Consider the following 17345-nt stretch of genomic DNA (forward strand, 5'->3'; position numbering starts at 1 on the left):
CAGGTCAAACCCGGGTTCCCCGCCATGGCGACATGTCGCTCGAGTCAGTCGGTGAGCTCCCGCACCACCGCGTCCGCCAGCAGCCGACCGCGACGGGTCAGACACACCCGCGGCTGGTCGACACCCCGCCCGAGCGCCGCCATCCCGTCGACCAGACCATCCGCCACCAACGCCGCCACCCGGGTCCGCGCCGCCGCGGACAGCGCGGTCAACGGCAAGCCTTCCCGCAGTCGCACGCCCAGCATGACCCGCTCCAACTGAGCGCTCTCCGGCTCGATCAGCTCCCGCCCGGCCGCCGGACTCGCGCCGGTGGACAGTCGGTCCGCATACGCCCGGGGATGCTTCACATTCCACCAGCGCACCCCGCCGATGTGACTGTGCGCACCTGGACCGATCCCCCACCAGTCGTCATTGCGCCAGTAGGCCAGGTTGTGCCGACAGGCGTCATCCGGGGTGCGGGCCCAGTTGCTCACCTCGTACCAGCCGAGTCCAGCGGCGGTGAACAGGTCATCGGCCAGCTCGTACTTGGCCGCCTGGTCGTCCTCCTCCGGCAGCGGCAGCTCTCCGCGCCGGACCTGCACTGCCATCCGGGTGCCCTGCTCGATCACCAGCGCGTAGGCGGAGATGTGGTCGACCCCGGTCGCCAGCGCCGACTCCACACTGGCCCGCCAGTCGTCCAGGCTCTCCCCCGGCGTGCCGTAGATCAGATCCAAGGACACCGCCAGACCGGCCTCCCGCGCCCACCGCACCACATCCGGAATGCGTCGGGGATCGTGCGTGCGGTCCAGGGTCGCCAACACCCGTGGCACCGCCGACTGCATCCCGAACGACACCCGGGTGAAGCCCGCAGCCGCCAACTCCGCCAACGACTGCGGTGTCACCGAGTCCGGGTTCGCCTCCGTGGTGACCTCCGCATCGGACGCCAGGCCCCAGGCATCGCGCACCCCGTCGAGCATTCGGCCCAGGTCACGCGCGGGCAGCACCGTCGGAGTGCCGCCCCCGACAAAGACGGTCTGCACTGAGCGCTCCGGCAGCCCGGCAGCCGCGACCACATCACGGGCCAGGGCCAGCTCACGCAGCGCGGTATCCGCATAGGACGACTGGCTGGCCCCACCGCCCAACTCTGTGGCGGTGTAGGTATTGAAGTCGCAGTACCCGCACCGCACCGTGCAGAACGGCACATGCAGGTACACCCCGAACCCGCGACCCTCCGCCCCGTCCCGCACGGTTTGCGGCAGTTGACCGTCCTGCGGTGCCGGGTCGCCCTCGGGCAGCGCCGGAGCCATCACCGGTCGAAGGCCGCGCGGTCGGACTCGGTCAGCCCACCGGCCCGGAAGGTCGTCGTGCCACGCTCAGCCAGCTCATCGGCCGCCCGCAACAGCGCTCCGTATGCCGCCGAGGCGAGCACGCCCCCCACCGAGACCCGCCGCACCCCGACCGACCCGAGCTCGGCCACTGTCGGACCATCCGCCCACGCCAACACGTTGACCGGAACCGGAACGGCGCGCACCACCGTCGCCACCTCGTCCAGGCTGCGCAGTCCCGGTGCGTACACACAGTCCGCACCCGCGGCGGCGTAGGCCCGCAACCGGGTGATGGTGTCGTCCAGATCGGCGATGCCGTACAGCGGGTTCTCGCAGCGCGCCGTCACCACCATCGGCGTGGCCCGGGCATGTGCAGCCTGCACCGCTGCCGCCACCCGCTCGACCGCCACATCCAGTGCCCGCACCGTCGCGGTCCGCGCGTCATAGTCCTCGATCGACACCCCGGCCGCACCGGCATCGTCGACCAACGCCACCGTCTCGGCGACTCCGGCCGCATCCGGCGCGTAGCCATCCTCCGCGTCCACTGCGAACGGGATGTCGAGCGCCGGGGCCACCGCGCGCACGTGAGCAAGCACCTGGTCACGAGTCAGATGCTGATCCTGCATGCCCATCGACCAGGCCAACCCGGAGCTGGTGCTCGCCACCGCCTCGAACCCCGACGCGGCCAGCAGCCGCGCCGATCCGAGGTCCCACGCATTCGGCAGCGCCCAGACACCCGGCCGTGCGTGCAGCTCGGCGAACCTGCGACGTGCCCCCTCGACCGTCACTTCTTCTTGGCGTCCTTCGCGTCCTTCGCCGGTGCGGCATCGGAGGACAGCGCCGCGATGAAGGCCTCCTGCGGGACGTCGACCCGACCGATGGTCTTCATCCGCTTCTTGCCCTCCTTCTGCTTCTCCAGCAGCTTGCGCTTACGGGTGATGTCACCGCCGTAGCACTTGGCCAGCACGTCCTTGCGCATCGCCCGGATGGTCTCGCGGGCGATGATCCGCGACCCGATGGCCGCCTGGATCGGCACCTCGAACTGCTGGCGCGGGATCAGGTCCTTGAGCTTGCCGGCCATCATCACGCCGTAGGCGTAGGCCTTCTCTTTGTGCACGATGGCGCTGAAGGCGTCGACCTGCTCGCCCTGCAACAGAATGTCGACCTTCACCAGATCGGCCGCCTGGTCGCCGATGGGCTCGTAGTCCAGCGAGGCGTACCCGCGGGTCTTGGACTTCAACTGGTCGAAGAAGTCGAAGACGATCTCCGCTAGCGGCAGGGTGTACCGCATCTCCACCCGGTCCTCGGACAGATAGTCCATCCCCTGCATGTCACCGCGCCGCGACTGACACAGCTCCATGATCGCGCCCACGAACTCGGTGGGTGCCAGGATCGTCGCCTTGACCACCGGCTCGCGGACCTCACGGATCTTGCCGCCCGGGAACTCGCTCGGGTTGGTGACCAACACCTCCGTGCGGTCCTCCATCGTGACCTCGTAGATCACGTTCGGCGCGGTCGAGATCAGGTCCAGCCCGAACTCCCGTTCCAGCCGCTCACGGATGATCTCCAGGTGCAGCAGGCCAAGGAACCCGACCCGGAACCCGAAGCCCAGCGCCACCGAGGTCTCCGGCTCGTAGTTCAGCGCCGCGTCGTTCAGCTTCAACTTGTCCAGCGCGTCCCGCAATGCCGGGTAGTCCGAGCCGTCGATCGGATACAGACCGGAGAACACCATCGGCTTGGGGTCCGAGTAGCCACCCAGCGCCTCCGCTGCCGGACGATGCTGGTTGGTGACCGTGTCACCGACCTTCGACTGCCGGACGTCCTTCACCCCGGTGATCAGATACCCGACCTCACCGACACCCAGCCCCTTGGTCGGCACCGGCTCCGGGGAGATCACGCCGATCTCCAACAGCTCGTGCGAGGCCTTGGTCGACATCATCGTGATCCGCTCGCGCGGGCTCAGCTCACCGTCGACCACCCGGACGTAGGTCACCACGCCCCGGTAGGTGTCGTACACCGAGTCGAAGATCATCGCCCGTGCCTCGGCGTCCGCATTGCCCACCGGCGCCGGCACCAACTGCACGATCCGGTCCAGCAGCGCCTCGACGCCCTCACCGGTCTTGCCCGAGACCTTCAGGCAGTCCGCCGGGTCACCGCCGATCAGGTTCGCCAACTCCTCGGCGTACTTCTCCGGCTGCGCGGCAGGCAGGTCGATCTTGTTCAGCACCGGGATGATCTGGAGGTTGTTCTCCAGCGCCAGGTACAGATTCGCCAGCGTCTGCGCCTCGATCCCCTGCGCCGCGTCGACCAGCAGCACCGCGCCCTCGCACGCCGCCAGCGACCGGGAGACCTCATAGGTGAAGTCGACGTGCCCCGGGGTGTCGATCATGTTCAACGCGTACGGCGTGTCATCCACCGCCCACGGCATCCGGACCGCCTGCGACTTGATCGTGATGCCGCGCTCACGCTCGATGTCCATCCGGTCCAGGTACTGCGCACGCATCGCCCGCGCCTCGACCACCCCGGTGAGCTGGAGCATCCGGTCGGCAAGGGTGGACTTGCCATGGTCGATGTGCGCGATGATGCAGAAGTTGCGCAGCAGCTCCGGCGGGGTCGCGGCGGGCGCGATGCGCTGGGACTGGGCAGGCGTCGGAATCGGGGACACGATCACTCTCGGCTTCACGGGACACGGACTGCCACCATCGTCCCATGCCAGCCGGTGATCGAGCCCACGCCTCACGGTCCGACCGCGACTAGGGAGGAACGGCGTCTGCCTGGTAGTCTCGTCAGTCGCGTGTCCGCCCAGGTCGGCGGGCACTAGTTCGATTCCTCTCCGCGGGTGTCCCCACGCCCCAGTCCCGGCATCGGACGCGCCCTCTACGACCTGTCCATCGCTCCGGCGAACACACGAGGAAGTCCAACGTGGCCAACATCAAGTCCCAGATCAAGCGGATCCGTACCAACGAGGCGGCCCGGCTGCGCAACAAGGCCGTGAAGTCCGAGCTCAAGACGTACATCCGCCGCGTGCGCGAGGCTGTCGCCGGTGGCGACAAGGACGCCGCCGCGACCGCCCTGACCGCCGCGTCGAAGAAGCTCGACAAGGCCGTGTCCAAGGGTGTCATCCACGCCAACCAGGCCGCCAACAAGAAGTCGGCGCTGGCCAAGGCGGTTCACGCGCTCTGACGCGACTCGAACGCTGAGAAGGGGCGCCATCCCGGTCGGGGTGGCGCCCCTTCTTCATGCCCGAACATGGTTCGAGGGCGTCATCCCCCCTGCAGGATGGCGCCCTCGAGATTGTGGGACCGGCGTGTTCAGCCGGTGGTGCTCGCCCAGAGCTCGCGTACCGGGGTCGGCACATTCGCCGGGTAGCCCGCCTCGCGCAGCGCTCGGTCGTAGGCAACAGCGGCACGGGACACCTCGCCGCTGCCGTAGAAGCGGTCACCGAGGTCACGCCACACCGCGGCGGACTGGCGGGACGCGGTCATCATGCTGAGCATCTCGGCAGCCCAGCTGTAGGCGCGGGCGGCGGCGTCCTTGTCGCCGAGGGCGTAAAGGGCGTCGCCGAGGACGACTTGAGCGTCGGCACCTTCCAGACGCGTCTCCCCCGCCAGTCGGTCAAGCGCAGAGCGCGCGTGAGTCACCGCTGTGAACGCGTCACCAAGGAGCACATGGGCACGGGCGCGTTCGGTATCGATCTCGGCAAGGTCGACCTGCGATCCGAGCAATCTGATCTCTGGCTCGGCCAGATCGAGCTGTTCCAAAGCGGAACCCGGCTCTGGCGAATCGCCCCGCAAGAGCAGAGTGGCAAAGTGCATTCGAAGACGAGGTAGATCGCGGCTGATCTCTCCATCGTCGAGGAGCGCGAGCGCTCGCTCTGTATAACGCTTGGCCAGCGAGTAGTCGTGTCGCTGCTCGGCGATGACAGCAGCATTCCAATACACCGATCCCCGACCCCGGGGGGTACCTAGACGATCCGCCTCGCGGACCAACTCCGCAGCGCGGTGTGTCGCGAACACCAGATCACCACGAGCGAAGTACACCCACAGGACGGTCGCGCCAAGCCGCAGGTACTCATCGGTCCCGGTCAACCCGCTTCCGTCGAGCGCCGACAGTGTGCTCTCCCCGATCTCCTTGGCTCGACCGAAGTCACCACTCTCCATATAATCACCCACCAGAGCGGTAGCCGCCAGGGCGAGATCGATCATGTCCCCCGATTCGCTGAGCTCTTGCACCAGCGGCTCTAGGATCGCGACAGAGGAGTCCAGGTCGCCCAACTTCTCGTGTGCACTCGCCAGCGTCAACTGCGCCTTGATCCGGACCGACCGCGTCACGATTGACGTATCCATCGCGAGCACGCGATCGCGAGCAGCCGCGAACTCCCCCGACACCAGATCGAGCTGCGCGTAGTCGAGCGCGAGCCGTGCTCGCGCCTCCACAGGTCCCTGATCACCGAACTTCAAGTACTCGACTGTCAGCCCCAATCGTTCGGCGAGCAGGGCGAGAGCTGAGTCGGTCGGCTCTCGACGACCGGACTCGATGAGCGATACGTAGCTGGGCGACAAGCTGCCACCAGCCAAAGCCGTCTGAGACAGCCCTGACGCTACCCGCGCCTGGCGGACGCGGTCACCGATAGTCGTCATGGTTGTCAGAGTAGCTGTTACAGGCCCATCCAGCGAGAGCGCCGCACATTCGAGATAGACCGCCCAGCCGCATCACTGCATCTGTCGGCAGCACACCGCCGCTGTGGCGACCGGTGCCGCGGTGGCACCGCTGGCAACTCCGAGCGAGAGCAGCACGGTCACGATAGTGACCGCGAGGACGTTCTTGAACTGTCGCATGTCAAGCCCCTTCACAAGTACTATGACTTCCTGTCAGGACCATCATGACAAGACCTCCGCCGTCCCGCCAAACACCTGGACCGCCCCTCGACGTTTCACCCCTTTACGGGTGAAATCCGTCGTCGGCGCTAGCACGGAGAGGCATGACGACGCAGGTCACCTGGACACGCAAGTCACCTGAAGGCACGACTTCAAGTCACGGCAGACCCTGACTTTGCCCTGTCTTCGCCGATCGGCCCGAACGGGAAGGAACCCGCACCCCGGCGACTAGCCCGAGGTTGGTCAGTGCGCTACGCCACGCGTGGGCCGCTGGGCCCGACGCACCGCAGTCCGCCAAACGCGTCCCTAGCTGACGCCACAGGAGCGCCACTTCTCGTCCCTCGGGGCACTCGGTCAGGAACTCGGCTGCGACATGCAACCACTCGACCGCCTGCGATCTCTTCCGTTGCGCGATCAACGAATCGGCGAGCATGAGCGCCGCCTCAGCCCAGCACAGCGGTGTCGGCGCTCCCCTGTGTTCCACAGCCGACTCCGCCCAACGTTGCGCCAGGCCGTACTCCCCGCTGAGGAGGTGTGCTTTCGACTGGTCGACGTCCAGGTTGACGATATCGACGGGAGTGGCTAGCCGGCTGAGACCGGAACGCGCCACGCGCAAGTGCTCCATGGCTTCGTCCACATTCGCGGAGTCGCCGACCAGCAGCTGAGTAGCGAGATGGTGGTGCAACCGGAAGAAGTTGGCATCCTCTGCTCCACCCGCCCGTTCGTGCAGCGACACCGCAGCCCGGGCGTATCGCGCGGCCCACTCGAAGTGGCCGAGGTGACGTTCGACCAGCGAGAGATTCCAGAGCACCACGGATCGCCCAAGCACACTCCCGTTCGTGATCGCCTCGTTGAGGAGGGCGTGTGCCTCGCTCCTGGCACGAACCAGTTCGCCCTGTTCCACTCGAGCCCAGATCATGGTCGAACCGAGTTTGGCCGCCTCGTCTGGGTCGACAGGATGGTCCGCGAACAGCGTGGCGGCCTCCCCGCCGAGACGAAGCGCCTGGTCGCTTCGTCCCAGCACGATGTATCGATGCGCCAGCCCGCGGCTGAGTGTCAGCACGTCGTCGGCGTTGCGTTCCTTCATGGCGGCATCCCATAAGGGCTCGAGCGGCGCGCAGCAAGCCTCATAGTTTCCGCAGCGCTCCTCCGCTAGCGCCACGAGGATCGCGACGGAAACGCGATCAGCGGACCGCACCTGGTCGAGGTCGAGCGAGCGCAATCGCTGGCGGGCACCCTCAGGTCGGCCCGCGTCGAGATCGACCTCGGCTGCAGCCAGCACCAGAGAAATCGACACATCGGTAGGTTCTGACTCGCCGTCGTGCAACCACCTCGCGCTGACGCCGAGCCGCTGGGCAAGAGTGGTCAACAGTTCCGGCCCGGGCTCTCGGTCTCCGGACTCGATCCGGGAGATCAGACTCGGCGAGGCATCCCTCCCGGCCAGGGCAACTTGCGTCATGCCTGCATCACGCCGTGCAGCCCGCAGCCGGTCGCCCAGCGAGGTCACGGACGACCCCCTCCGGCCACGTCTTCAACGGCAGCACGGGAAGGCCGCAGACCTGCATCAGCAAGCGCTCGCGTGAACGCGCGGCACGCCTCCTCAGACTCGCCCTGAGCCAGAAAACGTTGACCGATTCCCCGCCAAAGCGCCGCCGTCCGCACTCCGGTGGGTGCATCCGCGACGAGAGTGGCGGCACGTCGACACAGGTCGACCGCCGAACGACGTCGACGCCGCGCCATGTGAATATCGGCAAGGACGATCGCGGCTTCTGCCTGGTCACACCGAGGCTCGTCTGCCATCCGCTCTACCGCCCCCTCAGCACAGCGCCTGGCGTCACGCAGCTCACCCCGACTCAGATGCGCCGCCGATTGGTGGACGTCCAAGCACAACAGTTCGTCAGGGTCCCCCAAAATCACCAGACTGGACCTCGCGATCTGGAAATACCGCAGGGCATCACCGAAGCGGCGTGCTCGTAACAGCAACCACCCCATACTGTGGCGCGCGCGGAAGAAGTCGGCGTCGCGCGCGCCAGCTCGGTCACCCAACACAGCGAGTGTGGACTCCCCGTAGCGGATCGCCCAGTCGTGCCGCCCTGCGGTGCTCTCGACGTGAGCGAGGTTCCACAACACCGCGGCCCGCCCCGTGTGCCCACCCGACGTTCGGGCCCGAGCCAGCAGCGTCTCTCCCTGGTAGCGGGCGTACTTGTGATCACCGGACTCGACGCGCGCCCAAACGACGGTTGCCCCCACTCGTTGCACCTCATCCGCGTCGAGGTCGTGACCCTCGAACGCGTGGAGTGCTCGGGTTCCCAGCCCGACAGCCTGACGACTGTGCCCGCCTGCAACGCAGGGGTAGAGCAGTGCACGGGTCAGGGTCAAAAGGTTAGTGGTGTCCCCCTCTCCAAGGGCCCGCTGCCATTCCGGCATCAGCTCAGCGACGGCTGAGTCCAGGTCACCGCACCGCGCCCGCACCCGACTGCGCAGCAGCGCGACGCGCGTGTGGTCGACCGCCGAGCGGGCGAGGGGGCTGGCCATGTCTAGCCGAGCTTGGGCCGAGTGCGTGTCGCCGGAGGCGAGGTCACTCTCCGCCATCCGGCACAGCGCGTCACATGTCGACTCCGCCTCGGCTGGACCTCGCCGCAGCCACTCGGGCGACACCTCCAGGCGAGCGGCTAGGTGAGTGAGGGCGCGCTCGGATGGTTGTCGAGTTCCAGACTCAATGCGGGACACGAGGCTGGCGGACATCGCACCGCGCGCCAGGTCGGCCTGGGATAGGCCAGCGAGTTCCCGGGCTCGCCGGACACGCTCGCCCAACCTGGACACCGTCATTCCCCTTCGATGCGCATTTCCCCTACTGGCGGACGGTACCTCCTTCGGGTGGCCGCTGGCACGCACCGCACGCTGAGACGGCGTGGGAACCACGACAGGCCATCTCCTCCGCCGTCCGGGTGAAATCACCTCAATCGCTCGGCAATTTGACGCGAATGCGCGGGCCACGGGATGTCACATCTGCACCCCGTGTGTTGTCATGACCACCATGACACGACCCGAGGGTCTGCCCGGCCGGCTCCTCGCCGCTGATGTGGAGTCCGCGTTCCCGGCACGGCTGCGTGAGCAGTGGAACGCGCATGTCTCAGCGGAGCGCACGGTGATCGGGCGGCAGGGAATCTTCTCCCCCAGGCTGCACCCCTTCGGGTACGAGTTGGCGTTCCGGACGCCGGAGTCGTCGGCCGGGATCGATGCCGCGGGGTGGAGCGAGCTGCAGCACGAGCGTGCGACGAGTGCGGTGCTGCGGGCAACGTTCGGTCGGGCGGATGTCGATGAAGTGGGGCACGGACGATGGTTGTTCGTGCGGTGCCCGCGGGCGTTCCTGGTGGGGGCGTTGCCGTTGCCGACGCGGACGGATCGGCTGGTGGTAGAGATCGCGGGGACGACGCGGATCGACCAGGAGATCCTGGGTGGGGTGCGGCGATTGCGGGAGCGCGGCTACCGGGTGGCGATGTCCGGGTTCGTGTCGCGGCAGGATCAGCGGATGCTGCTGCCGCAGGCGGACTTCGTGAAGATCGACGCCCGGGATCTCGATGTCGAGGGCGAACCCGTGGTCGAGTTGGCCCGCTCGCACGGCGCGCTGCTGGTCGCCGAGTTCGTGGAGTCGAGCGCGGAGCTGCGCGGGTCACGGCAGCTGGGCTTCGACCTGTACCAGGGCAATCTGCTGGAGCGGTGCTTGGTGGTGGATCGCAGTGCGGCCCCGCTGATGGGGCCGGATCACGACAGTATCGGGCGTTTGATCTGAGGCGTGGGGTCAGCCGCGCTGCGCGGCACGGCTGATCCGGAGGACCGCACGCTCCACGGCGAACTGGGGGTCGCGGCTCGCGCCCTTGACCTCGGCGTCGGCCTGGGCGATGGCGGTGATGGCGTCGGCGAGGCCCTCCGGTGACCAGTGCGCCAGCTCTTTGCGGGAGCGGTCGATCTGCCAGGGGGCCAGGCCCAGATCCTTCTCCGCAGCGGACCCTCGTCCACGCACGGCGGAGACCTTGGCAAGGGTGCGCACCCGGGCAGCCAGGGCGGCGACCAGCGGCACGGGATCGACACCGGTGGCGAGCGCATGGCGCAGCAGCGCGACCGCCTCCCCCGAGGATCCCGCGACGGCGGCGTCGGCGACCCGGAAGCCGGTGGCCTCGATCCGACCGCCGTAGTACCGCTCGACCACCTCGACCCCGATGACCCCGGTGGTGTCCGAGATCAGCTGGGTGCAGGCCGAGGCCAACTCGCGCAGGTCGGAGCCGACCGCGTCGACCAGGGCACGCACCGCGCGGGCATCCATCCGCCGTCCGGCACGGCGCAGCTCCTGGGTGACGAAGGTGGCCTTGTCGGCGTCGCGCTTCATCGCCTCGCAGGAGACGACCGGGCATCCCGCCTGTTTGACGGTGTCGAGCAGCTTCTTGCCACGCTGTCCGCCGCCGTGCCGCAGGATGACCACGACGTCGTCGGCGGGGGTGGTGACGTAGGCGATGGCGTCGCGGATCAGCTCGTCGGTGCCCTTCTCCACGTTCTCGATCACGATGACGCGGTCCTCGGCGAACAGCGACGGGCTGGTGGCCAGCAGCAGTTCTCCGGCGGCGTAGGCGGAACCGTCGATGCGGGAGATCTCCACCCCGGGCTCCTGCTCCCGGGCGAGGCCGATCAGCCGGTCGACTGCCCGTTCGGCCAGCAGGCTCTCCGGGCCGCTGACCAGGATGAGCGGGGCGAGCTCGACCTCGTCCCAGGCGATGCCGGCGGGCGCGCCACGGGACCCACCACGGGCGGCGGGGCGGCGGGCTGCGGTGGGTGCGGGCACGCCCCTAGGGTGCCATGGCCCGGCGACAACGCAGCAGCAGCGCCAGGCCGGTGCCGGTCGCCGTGGCCAGGGTGAGCAGACCCGGCCAACCCGCCAACCAGGACACCCGGGCCCCGGGCAGTGCCACCGCCACCCGGGCGACCGCACCGATCCACCAGCATCCGGTCCCTGCCACCGCCGCGGCCCAGTCCGCCGCCCAGGGACACCACCCGGCGAGCATTGCGGCACACAGCCCGCCGATGGTGGCCGGGCCCACCGCCGGGGCGACGACGATGTTGGCGGGGATCGCGTACAGCGGCACCGCCGGGTCGATCAGGAGGATCACCGGCGCGCACGCTGCCTGCGCGGCCACGGGCACCGCGAGCGCCATCGCTACCGTCCGCGGCAAGGCACTGCCCAGTCGTCCGGCCAACGGCCCCGCCAGCAGGGTGATGCCCGCCGTGGCGACGACGGAGAGCAGGAACCCGAGGTCAGCGCACAGCCAGGGGTCGGCGACCAGCAGGGTGAGGACGCTCGCGCACAGCGCCGGAACGGCACGCGAAGGCCGCCCGACCCCCACCCCGAGCACACCGACGCCACCCATCAACGCCGCCCGAACCACCGTGGGCCCGGGCCCGACCAGCATCACGAACCCGACGCTGACGATGACAACCGGCGACCACCGCCACCGCCGGGGCACACCGCACCACGAGGACAGCGCCAAGACGACGACCCCGACCATGCTGAAGTGGGCACCGGACACCGCCGTGAGGTGTGCCAGTCCGGACGCTCGCATGATTGCGTCCAGCTCCCCCACGGCCGACATGTCTCCCACTGCCACCGCCGGGATGAGCGCACCCGCGTCCCCGGGCAGAGCGGCCGCGATGTCGACCAGCGCGACCCGTCGATCAGCGAGCAAGGCGGTGACCGGATCAGGACCGGCGCGCACGCGGATCTCCCCGAGTGGCCGGGCGGTGGCCAAAGCACGGTCGGAGGCGCTGCGGCTGGGTGCCAGGCGCGCGGTGAGCTCGATCCGGCTGCCCAGGGCGGGTGCGTCAGGAATGAACATCTGCACCGCCGCGCCGGTGGCGGTCCATGGGTCATCGCCGTCAGCACGGGTGGCGTCCAAGGCGACCACCACCCGTGCAGTGCCGGGTGCGCCGGAGGCCAGGGCCGTGACCGATCGCACGGTGCCACGGAGCTCGACCGTGGCACCATCCCGGGCTGCTTCACGCAGTCCACCGGATTCGCGCGCGGCGACGCGGCCGCCGGTGCTGAGCGCGACGAGCACGACGGCACCGCACAGCAAGGTGAGCGAGAGCCGGCTGGTGGAGGTGCCCAGGGCACGCAACAGCACCAGGGCGACCGCCGCCGCGCCAGCAGTCGCCACCGCACACCATGCGGGGGCACGGACCAGGGCCAGCGCGACAACCCACACCGCGAGCGCCGCCGGTGCCAGCCGCAGGTCCAGCATGCTCCGGTCGGGGGGATCACGGTGCGTGGGGGTGGTCACCGCGGCCGCGCTGCTCACACCGTGGCCCGATCCCGCAGATTCGCCAGCACGGCAGGGCCGATCCCAGACACCCGGTCGAGGTCGTCCACGGAGGAGAAGGGGCCCTGCGACTCGCGGTCCGCGACGATGCGCTCGGCCAGGACCGGGCCGACACCGGGCAACTCTTCCAGCTCGGTGGCCGAGGCACGGTTGAGGTCGATGAGTCCAGACGTGGCAGCACCGGCGGCGCTCGGGGCGGCGGGGGCGGCCTCACCGGGTGCAGGCACCACGATCTGGGCACCGTCCTGAACGACGGCGGCAAGGTTGAGGGCGGACAGGTCCGCGTCGGGCAGGGGGCCACCGGCGGCATTCAGTGCCTCCGACACTCGGGCCTGCGCAGGCAGCTCCACCACACCCGGGTTCGCGACCTGCCCCACCACATGCACCAACACCGGCGTCGAGGACGCCGCGGGAGTCGGTGCCGATGCCGACAGTGTGGCTCGCGGTTCGGCGAGGTCGACCGGTGTGCCGGAGGCAGCGGACACACTGCGCAGGATCGCGGCTCCGGCCACCAGGGCCAGCGCCAGGAGGGCCAGCAGAGCCGTCCGGGGTGGGATCGACCACCGCGCGCGCGGTCGGGGCCGCGCCGGGATGAGGTCGAGCTGAGGTGGCGCCACGGCTGCTGCGGCGGACAGCTGCGCTCGGGTCGTCAGGCCGGGGAGCTCCACACCGGGTCGATCCGACCGATCACCGTCGGCCACGGTCGCTGCTCTGAGTCGATTGCGGGCTCCGGGTGGTTGTTCGCCGGTATGCGCCCTGCTGGCAGCCTGCTCGTCGGCAACGGGCACGGCGGGCCATCGCTCACCACCCACCGCCCGCAGCGCCGCGGCGAGGGTGCCCGCGCCCACCTGCCGCTCCCCCGTCGTCTCCCCGTCCATCCCGGCACGCTAGAGAGACAGCTGCCACCGGCCGGAGGCCGCACATTCTGCGTTGGGGACGCGGCCACCGGTGCCGCCACTGTGGACAGCCGAAGACCGGTCAGTCGTCGACGACCACTACCGCCAGCGCCCCCGGCCCCAGGTGTCCACCGAGCACCGCGCCCAGTTCCGCCACCCGGATCTCCGCCGCTCCGTCCACCTCGTGCAGTCGCTCCGCCAGGGACTCGGCGACCTCCGCGCGGCCAAGGTGGTGGACGGCGATCCGCACCGGTCCGTCCCGGCGTGCGGACTCCTCACGCACCAGCTGCACCAGCCGGTCCCGGGCGGCAGGGCGGGTGCGCACGCGTTCGACCACGTCGATCCGGCCCTCCCGTAGGGCGAGCACCGGGCGCAGGCCGAGCACGGTGCCGAGCGCAGCCGCGGGGCCGCTGATCCGTCCGCCCCGGCGCAGGTGATCCAGGGAGTCCACCACGAACCAGGCGGAGGTGGAGCGCCCCACCCGCTCGGCCTCCGCGGCGACCCGGCTGCCGTCGCCCTCCGTGCGGGCAGCCGCACGGGCCGCGAAGCCCAGACCGAGCCCGGCGCTCAGCGAATCCACCACGTGCACCGGCAACGGGGCGAGTTGGGCAGCCAGGCCCGCGGCGCGCACCGTGCCGGACAGCGCACCGGACAGATGTACCGAGACGACCTCCTGCGCACCCTCGTCGGCCAATCGCTGGTAGGCCTCCGCGAAGACCGCCGGGGCAGGTTGGGAGGTCGTGACCCGGGTGCCGTGGTCCAGCAGATCGATCAGCTCCGCGGGGCCGAGGTCGACGCCGTCGCGGAACCGCTCCTGCCCGGCGGCCACGTCCAGGGGGACGACCGTGATCCCCCACTCCGCGGCCTGCTCCGGGTCAAGTGCCGACGTGGAGTCAGTGACCACAGCGACCCGGGGCAGGACCGGGGCAGGCTGCGACCGCCGTGGCAGTCGCAGCCGCCCGATCCAGCTGGGCATGCTGCTCAGGCCGGCACCACGTTGACCAGCTTGGGCGCGCGCACGATCACGGTGCGCACCCCGCGGCCGTCAAGTGCGCGCTGCACATTCGCGTCGGCCAGGGCGGCCTCACGCAGCGCCTCCTCGGTGATGTCCGGGCTGACCTCGGCGCGGCCACGGACCTTGCCCTGCACCTGGAACACGCAGGTGACCGTGTCCTCGACCAGGTACTGCTCGTCCAGGGCCGGGTAGGGCTCGTGACCCAACGACCGCTCGTGACCCAGGCGCTGCCACAGCTCCTCGGCCAGGTGGGGGGCGATCGGCGCGACCATCAACACCAGCGGCTCGGCCACCGCACGGGGCACGGCGGGTAGCGAGGTCAGGTGGTTGTTCAGCACGATGAGCTTGGCGATCGCGGTGTTGATCCGCATCTCCGCCATGTCCTCGGCAACGCCGGCGATCGTGCGGTGCAGCAGGCGCAGGGTCTCCAAGGCAGGTGCCTCGTCGGTGACGGTGACCTCACCGGTCTCCTCGGAGACGACATTGCGCCACACCCGCTGCAGGAAGCGCTGGGCACCCACCACCGCACGGGTCTCCCACGGGCGGGACAGATCCAGCGGACCCATCGACATCTCGTAGACCCGCAGGGTGTCCGCACCGTAGGCCGCGTACATCTCGTCCGGGGAGACCACGTTCTTCAGCGACTTGCCGATCTTCCCGTACTCCTGGAACACCTGCTCGCCGTTCCAGGTAAAGCCGTCCTCGCTCTCGACCACCTCGGCGGCGGGCACGTAGCTGCCGCGGGCGTCGGTGTAGGCGTGTGCCTGGATGTAGCCCTGGTTGAACAGCTTGTAGAACGGCTCACGGCTGGCGACGTGCCCCAGGTCGTAGAGCACCTTGTGCCAGAACCGGGCGTACAGCAGGTGCAGGACCGCGTGCTCGACCCCGCCGACGTACAGGTCGACGCCGCCGACGCCATGGGTGTCGCCCGGGTTGTGGCCCGGGCCCATCCAGTACTGCTCCAGCTCCGGGTCGACGACCTGCCCGCTGCGGTGCTCCGGGTCCAAGTAGTGCAGGTAGTACCAGCAGGAGCCGGCCCAGTTGGGCATGGTGTTGGTGTCGCGGCGGTAGGTCTTCGGGCCGTCACCCAGGTCCAGCGTCAGCTCCACCCAGTCGGTGTTCCGACTCAGCGGGGCCTCCGGCGAGGAGTCCGCGTCCTCCGGGTCGAAGGTGCGCGGGGCGTAGTCCGGGACCTCCGGCAGGTTGACCGGCAGCAGGTCGTCAGGCAGCGCCACCGGCAGGTCGTTCTCGTCGTAGACGATGGGGAACGGCTCACCCCAGTAGCGCTGCCGGCTGAACAGCCAGTCGCGCAGCCGGTAGGTGATGGTGCGCTCGCCGGCACCCTCCGCCTCCAGCCAGTCGATCATCCGGGTCTTGGCCTCGGCCACCGTCAGACCGTTGAGGTCCAGCGTCTCGTTCGCGGAGTTGACCACCGCGCCGTCGCCGGTCCAGGCGGCGTCCCCGGCGAAGCCCTCCGGGGTCTGCACCGTGTAGACGATCGGCAGCTCGAAGGCCTGCGCGAAGGCGAAGTCACGGGCGTCACCACCGGGCACCGCCATGATCGCGCCGGTGCCGTAACCCATCAGCACGTAGTCGGCGATGAACACCGGCAGCGACTCACCGTTGACCGGGTTCAGCGCGTAGCCCCCGGTGAAGACACCGGTCTTACGACCCGCATCGGCCTGACGCTCGACGGCGGTCTTGGCGGCAGCCTCGCGACGGTAGGCGGCGACCGCCTCGGCCGGAGTCGACGCCCCACCGCGCCACACCTGCGGAATGTCATCCCCCCAGGCCTCGTCCGCACCGGCGACGATCTGGTCGACCAGCGGGTGTTCCGGGGCCAACACCACATAGGTCGCGCCGAACAGGGTGTCCGGGCGGGTGGTGAAGACGGTCAGCGGCTCATCCGCGTCGGTCACCTCAAAGTGCACATGCGCGCCCTCGGAACGACCGATCCAGTTCCGCTGCATCGCGGAGACCTTCTCCGGCCAGTCGATCAGCGCCAGGTCGTCGGCCAGGCGGTCGGCGTAGGCGGTGATCCGCATGTTCCACTGCCGCAGCGTGCGCTGGAACACCGGGAAGTTGCCGCGCTCGGAGCGCCCCTCACTGGTGACCTCCTCATTGGCCAGCACGGTGCCCAAGCCCGGGCACCAGTTGACCGGGGTCTCGGACACATAGGCCAGGCGCTGGGAGTCGATCACCTTGCGGCGGGCGACCTCGTCCAGCTCAGCCCAGGAGCCACCGTCCGGCAGCGGGCGACCGTTCTCATAGGCCTCGACCAACGTCGACACCGGGCGGGCGGCACCACGGCCACCGTCGGGGCGGACCGCGTCCTCGTCGTACCAGGACTCGAAGATCTGCAGGAAGATCCACTGTGTCCAGCGCACGTAGCCGGGGTCGATGGTGGCGAAAGACCGACGCGGGTCATGCGCGACGCCCAGTCGACGCAGCTGCCGGGCCATGATCTCGATATTGGCCTCGGTGGTGGTGCGCGGGTGGGCACCGGTCTGCACCGCGAACTGCTCGGCGGGCAGGCCAAAGGCGTCGTAGCCCAGCGCGTGCAGCACGTTGTCGCCCTGCATGCGGCGATGCCGGGCGACCACATCGGTGGCGATGTAGCCCAGCGGGTGTCCGACGTGCAGGCCTGCCCCCGAGGGGTACGGGAACATGTCCATCACGAAGAACGGCTTGGCACCGGCCTTCGCGTGCGCGCCGTCACCGTCGGTCAAGTCACCATCAGGGTTCGCCGCGAAGAACGTCCCGCGCTCGACCCACTCCTGCTGCCACTTGAGCTCGATCTGCTCCGCAAGGGCCGCGGTGTAGCGGAAGGGCACCTCGGCGGGCGCGCTGGACTCAGGGCTGCGGGGGGAAACGGGCGAGGTCAC

The 17345-nt window shown here is 69.5% G+C and carries 14 protein-coding genes and 1 pseudogene; 2 read left to right on the forward strand and 13 right to left on the reverse strand.

Going from position 1 to position 17345, the window contains the following annotated elements; genetic code table 11:
* Nucleotides 1-44: 44 nt before the first annotated feature.
* From hemW to lepA, 3 genes are read right to left on the reverse strand one after another with little or no spacing between them, the layout of a single operon-like run.
* Nucleotides 45-1286 (reverse strand): radical SAM family heme chaperone HemW, encoded by a 1242-nt coding sequence (gene hemW, locus AB0N78_RS03510; protein WP_363385913.1) that lies wholly within the window; start codon nucleotides 1284-1286, stop codon nucleotides 45-47.
* Nucleotides 1286-2092 carry an isocitrate lyase/phosphoenolpyruvate mutase family protein gene (locus AB0N78_RS03515; protein ID WP_363385916.1) on the reverse strand — a complete coding sequence of 269 codons (807 nt, stop codon included), beginning with the start codon at nucleotides 2090-2092 and terminating at the stop codon, nucleotides 1286-1288. Before AB0N78_RS03515 ends, hemW begins: the two co-directional genes overlap by 1 nt.
* The gene (gene lepA / locus AB0N78_RS03520; RefSeq protein WP_363385919.1) at nucleotides 2089-3969 is read right to left on the reverse strand and encodes a translation elongation factor 4; all 1881 of its coding nucleotides are present in this window, start codon (nucleotides 3967-3969) and stop codon (nucleotides 2089-2091) included. The genes AB0N78_RS03515 and lepA overlap by 4 nt, the downstream gene beginning before the upstream one ends.
* A 257-nt stretch (nucleotides 3970-4226) precedes the next feature.
* Between lepA and rpsT the strand changes: the two genes are divergently transcribed.
* Nucleotides 4227-4487 (forward strand): 30S ribosomal protein S20, encoded by a 261-nt coding sequence (gene rpsT / locus AB0N78_RS03525; protein ID WP_363385921.1) that lies wholly within the window; start codon nucleotides 4227-4229, stop codon nucleotides 4485-4487.
* A gap of 128 nt (nucleotides 4488-4615) precedes the next feature.
* Here rpsT and AB0N78_RS03530 read toward each other — a convergent pair whose 3' ends face one another.
* The 5 genes and pseudogenes from AB0N78_RS03530 to AB0N78_RS03550 all read right to left on the reverse strand — a co-directional run.
* Nucleotides 4616-5944 carry a helix-turn-helix transcriptional regulator gene (locus AB0N78_RS03530; protein ID WP_363385924.1) on the reverse strand — a complete coding sequence of 443 codons (1329 nt, stop codon included), beginning with the start codon at nucleotides 5942-5944 and terminating at the stop codon, nucleotides 4616-4618.
* A gap of 72 nt (nucleotides 5945-6016) precedes the next feature.
* A complete protein-coding gene (locus AB0N78_RS03535; protein WP_363385926.1) occupies nucleotides 6017-6142 on the reverse strand; it encodes a hypothetical protein in 126 nt (41 codons plus the stop codon).
* A gap of 196 nt (nucleotides 6143-6338) precedes the next feature.
* On the reverse strand, nucleotides 6339-7688 hold the full coding sequence (locus AB0N78_RS03540; RefSeq protein ID WP_363385929.1) for a helix-turn-helix transcriptional regulator: 1350 nt from the start codon (nucleotides 7686-7688) through the stop codon (nucleotides 6339-6341).
* Nucleotides 7685-8716, reverse strand: coding sequence for a tetratricopeptide repeat protein (locus AB0N78_RS03545; protein WP_363386247.1), 1032 nt, complete (start codon nucleotides 8714-8716; stop codon nucleotides 7685-7687). The genes AB0N78_RS03540 and AB0N78_RS03545 overlap by 4 nt, the downstream gene beginning before the upstream one ends.
* A 117-nt stretch (nucleotides 8717-8833) precedes the next feature.
* Nucleotides 8834-9010: pseudogene (locus tag AB0N78_RS03550) on the reverse strand (helix-turn-helix transcriptional regulator); the annotation flags it as partial.
* 208 nt (nucleotides 9011-9218) lie between these two features.
* Between AB0N78_RS03550 and AB0N78_RS03555 the strand changes: the two are divergent.
* Entirely contained in the window at nucleotides 9219-9974 is a 756-nt protein-coding gene (locus tag AB0N78_RS03555) for an EAL domain-containing protein (RefSeq protein WP_363385932.1), read from the forward strand.
* Between the two features lie 9 nt (nucleotides 9975-9983).
* Here the strand turns inward: AB0N78_RS03555 and holA are convergent, their stop codons facing one another.
* From holA to leuS, 5 genes are all read right to left on the reverse strand, one after another.
* Complete coding sequence (gene holA / locus AB0N78_RS03560) at nucleotides 9984-10952, reverse strand: DNA polymerase III subunit delta (RefSeq protein WP_363386231.1); 969 nt, start codon at nucleotides 10950-10952, stop codon at nucleotides 9984-9986.
* Between the two features lie 70 nt (nucleotides 10953-11022).
* Nucleotides 11023-12510, reverse strand: a complete 1488-nt coding sequence (locus tag AB0N78_RS03565) for a ComEC/Rec2 family competence protein (RefSeq protein ID WP_363385935.1) — start codon at nucleotides 12508-12510, stop codon at nucleotides 11023-11025.
* Between the two features lie 14 nt (nucleotides 12511-12524).
* Nucleotides 12525-13427: a ComEA family DNA-binding protein gene (locus AB0N78_RS03570; RefSeq protein ID WP_363385937.1), complete on the reverse strand. Its 903-nt coding sequence runs from the start codon at nucleotides 13425-13427 to the stop codon at nucleotides 12525-12527.
* 100 nt (nucleotides 13428-13527) lie between these two features.
* Nucleotides 13528-14421 carry a DegV family protein gene (locus AB0N78_RS03575; protein WP_363385939.1) on the reverse strand — a complete coding sequence of 298 codons (894 nt, stop codon included), beginning with the start codon at nucleotides 14419-14421 and terminating at the stop codon, nucleotides 13528-13530.
* A gap of 5 nt (nucleotides 14422-14426) precedes the next feature.
* A complete protein-coding gene (gene leuS, locus AB0N78_RS03580) occupies nucleotides 14427-17345 on the reverse strand; it encodes a leucine--tRNA ligase (protein ID WP_363385941.1) in 2919 nt (972 codons plus the stop codon).

The organism is Cellulomonas sp. NPDC089187, from assembly GCF_040685135.1.
GTDB lineage: Bacteria > Actinomycetota > Actinomycetes > Actinomycetales > Cellulomonadaceae > Cellulomonas.

Bases quoted from the DNA above. Each gene is read 5' to 3' on its own strand.
- AB0N78_RS03575 (WP_363385939.1), bottom strand. From the start codon at position 14,421: ATGCCCAGCTGGATCGGGCGGCTGCGACTGCCACGGCGGTCGCAGCCT.
- AB0N78_RS03545 (WP_363386247.1), bottom strand. From the start codon at position 8,716: ATGGCCAGCCCCCTCGCCCGCTCGGCGGTCGACCACACGCGCGTCGCG.
- AB0N78_RS03530 (WP_363385924.1), bottom strand. From the start codon at position 5,944: ATGACGACTATCGGTGACCGCGTCCGCCAGGCGCGGGTAGCGTCAGGG.
- hemW (WP_363385913.1), bottom strand. From the start codon at position 1,286: ATGGCTCCGGCGCTGCCCGAGGGCGACCCGGCACCGCAGGACGGTCAA.
- AB0N78_RS03570 (WP_363385937.1), bottom strand. From the start codon at position 13,427: ATGGACGGGGAGACGACGGGGGAGCGGCAGGTGGGCGCGGGCACCCTC.
- AB0N78_RS03535 (WP_363385926.1), bottom strand. From the start codon at position 6,142: ATGCGACAGTTCAAGAACGTCCTCGCGGTCACTATCGTGACCGTGCTG.
- AB0N78_RS03555 (WP_363385932.1), top strand. From the start codon at position 9,219: ATGACACGACCCGAGGGTCTGCCCGGCCGGCTCCTCGCCGCTGATGTG.